This is a genomic window from Caulobacter sp. SSI4214 (assembly GCF_012184455.1).
GTDB lineage: Bacteria > Pseudomonadota > Alphaproteobacteria > Caulobacterales > Caulobacteraceae > Caulobacter > Caulobacter vibrioides_E.
This window is the reverse complement of sequence record NZ_SZWJ01000169.1, coordinates 1-2,925: the sequence shown is the minus strand read 5'-3', so window position 1 is coordinate 2,925 and position 2,925 is coordinate 1. Positions and strand designations below refer to the sequence as shown.

General features: G+C 67.8%; 3 protein-coding genes and 1 tRNA gene. 3 read left to right on the top strand and 1 reads right to left on the bottom strand.

Annotated features, from left to right (window positions below; translation table 11 throughout):
* Positions 1-557, bottom strand: a 557-nt coding sequence (locus tag FCU40_RS22880) for an N-formylglutamate amidohydrolase (RefSeq protein ID WP_175582105.1), incomplete at its 3' end; no start/stop codon positions are given.
* A gap of 140 nt (positions 558-697) precedes the next feature.
* Between FCU40_RS22880 and cpdR the strand changes: the two genes are divergently transcribed.
* From cpdR to FCU40_RS22865, 3 genes are all read left to right on the top strand, one after another.
* Positions 698-1,054, top strand: coding sequence for a cell cycle two-component system response regulator CpdR (gene cpdR / locus FCU40_RS22875; protein WP_004616083.1), 357 nt, complete (start codon positions 698-700; stop codon positions 1,052-1,054).
* Positions 1,055-1,187: 133 nt separating this feature from the next.
* Positions 1,188-1,262: transfer RNA gene (locus tag FCU40_RS22870), tRNA-Val, on the top strand.
* 139 nt (positions 1,263-1,401) lie between these two features.
* The gene (locus tag FCU40_RS22865; protein ID WP_168078096.1) at positions 1,402-2,499 is read left to right on the top strand and encodes a LysR family transcriptional regulator; all 1,098 of its coding nucleotides are present in this window, start codon (positions 1,402-1,404) and stop codon (positions 2,497-2,499) included.
* The last annotated feature ends 426 nt before the right edge of the window (positions 2,500-2,925 follow it).

Sequence of the window (2,925 nt, the reverse complement as noted above, 5' to 3'; positions counted from 1 at the left end):
AGGATCGCCAGGCCGTGCGCCCCGCGCGCCGCCGCCAGCTGCCGGTCCAAGGCGTCGTGATAGGGGCGGTGGGCCAGCTCGACCCGCTCGCTGGCCTCGGCGAAGGTCAGCTTGCGGGCGTAGATCGGACGCCCCTCGCCGGCCAGGCGCGGGATCGCCCCCAGCCCGGCGGCGACCCGCGCCGACTGGCCCCGGGCGTATTCCGGCAGGTCGCCGTCGAACATCGCCGGGTCCATCTCCCAGGGCTCGCGGTTCAGGTCGATGTACGAGCGGGCGAAGCGGGCGCGGATCACCGTCGCGCCTAGGCGCGGCGCGCCGGCGATGATCTGGTCGACGAAGGCGTCCTCGGACGCGCGCAGGGCCTCCAGCGGCAGGCGCACGGCGGCGATCATGTCCGGCGGATAGGCGCCGCCCGAGTGGGGCGAGGCGAAGACCAGCGGCGTCGGCGGCGCGACTCCGGCCGGGGCGGCGCGCGCGACCTCGAACGCCGGTCCCTCCAGGGTCTCCAGCGGCGGGGTTTCCGGCGCGTTCGCCGTGATCGGCCGCCAGGCGCTCATGACCGCATCATCGAAGGCCCGCCGCCCGCGGTCAAACGGCAAAGCGTCCACAGGCCGCGACGTTTAGGTTCATCCCCGATTTACCGACTTCACGCTAAGGTGGGCGCCTCTTTCGACGCATTCCCCGGACACGTGACCTCATGGCCCGCATCCTCCTCGCCGAAGACGACGATTCCCTCCGCGGCTTCCTGGCCCGCGCCCTGGAACGCGCCGGCTTCGAAGTCCAGGCCTGCGCCGACGGCGAGGAAGCCGTCCAGCACCTGGAGCACCCCTGGGACCTGCTGCTGACCGACATCGTCATGCCCGGCATGGACGGCATCGAGGTGGCCCGCCAGGCCGCCGCCCGCGATCCCTCGCTGCGCATCATGTTCATCACCGGCTTCGCCGCCGTCGCCCTCTCGGCCCAGGACCGCGCGCCGGCCGGCGCCAAGGTGCTGTCCAAGCCCGTCCACCTGCGCGACCTGGTCGCCGAGGTGGAAAAGATGATGGCCGCATAAGGGCTTAGCGGATCTCCCCGAAAAAATTCGGGCAAAAGTTCCGGGGCGGGTTGCGCGTCGGCCAAGCCGCCGCTATACCCCCACACCTTCCCGGCCGGGACGTCTTTTCGAAGACGCTTCGGATCGCTTCGGCGGACGCGTAGCTCAGCGGGAGAGCACTACGTTGACATCGTAGGGGTCACAGGTTCAATCCCTGTCGCGTCCACCATCTCCTTTATTCTTTATAATCAAATCGTAGATCGTCTTCGCGCGGTGCGATTTCGCGCGATGTCGCGCGTCTCCCCCCAGCTTCCCCCCAGCGCGGGCGCGAAATAGCCTTGGCCGCCAGCGGCGTCGGGCCGGCGTCCTTGGCGCCGCTGACGGCCAAGGCGATGTCGTTATCGGATAGCTGTCGGATCTGGCCGCGTCATACTGCTTCATCCACGCGTTCGCGCCAGGCTGATAGTCCTTGGCATGTCGCGAGAACCGTCGGGAGGGAGATGTTGGACGACAGCAACGAGCCATGGCCGCCGCGCGATCGCGCTCAATTACGTCGGCTGAACACCAATCTGCTCTATGCGCTGGATGCGCTTCTGCACTCCCCGTCGCTTACCGCGGCGGCGCATTCCATCGCGCTGAGCCAACCCGCGCTCAGCGCCAAGCTTCGACAGCTGCGCGATCACTTTGGCGATGAACTGGTTGTCTACGGCGACAAGCGGCGGCTGACGGCGCTGGGCGAAGCGCTGCTGCATCGGGTCGGCCGGGTACTGCGCGAGGTGGACGACACCTTCAATCTGACGCTCGATTTCGATCCGGCCACCGCCGAACGCGAGATCACCATCACCGCGCCCGAGGCGATCGAACTGATGTTCGTCAGCCGGATCATCCCCGATATCCGGGCCGCCGCGCCGAACATCCGGATCAACATGGCGCCCTTCAGTCACGGTTCGGTCCAGAAGCTGTTCGACGCCGGGGCGGACGTGGCGATCGTTCCCGACGTGATGGCGGATCCCAGCCTTTGCCGTCAGCCCCTATTCGAGCACAGCCTGTCGGCGCTGGTCTCGAGAAGGCATCCGATGGCCGGACGGAAAATATCCGAGGCGGAGTATCTCGCCGCGCGTCACGCCGCCCTTTCCGACGAGATGGAAAAGGCCCTGTTCGGCGACTATGGCCCCAACGACCCGCGCGCGCGCCGGCATATCGTCGCGAGGACCAGCCTGAACTCGATGCTGCCTCTGCTGGCCGTGGGATCCGACCTGGTGGTGACCACGAGCGGCTGGTTCGCGCAATACAACGCGGCCATCCTGCCGTTGACGGTGGTCGACCTGGACTTCGCGCGACCCACCTCCGCGCTGATCGCCCAGTGGCAGCCCTACCGTAGCCGGGAGCCGGTGATCCAGTGGCTGGTCGCCGAGCTGACGCGGGGCGTGGGCAAGGTCAGCTATCGCCATCCAGAAATTGGATAGGGGCATAACGGATTACAATTTGATGACGTTCAGTCTTCGGGGCAGTCTTCGAACGTCGAGGAAAGCAATGCGCCGCGGCTCCTCGGGGCCCGGAAGACAAAGACACCCGACGCCACAGTGATCGTCGCCGACCAACGGGGGGCCGGAGGCGATTGGCCGCTTCGTCCGGGGGCGAAGCTTTATCGCTGCTGTGAATGCGCCGTGAAGACCGTCCGCGGCCGCGCCTGAGGGGGCGTGGCCAAGAGGTCGCGCGTCGCCAAGGGGAGATTGGAATGTCACGTCTTGTCACCGCTCGGGGCGCGCACATCGCGACCGCCAGCATCCTGCCCATCCTGGTCCTGCTCGCGCCGATCATGGCCGACGCCCAGGAAAGCCCGGCCGCGGCGGCGCCCGCAACAGGTCGGACAGAATGCGCGGCACGCCCTG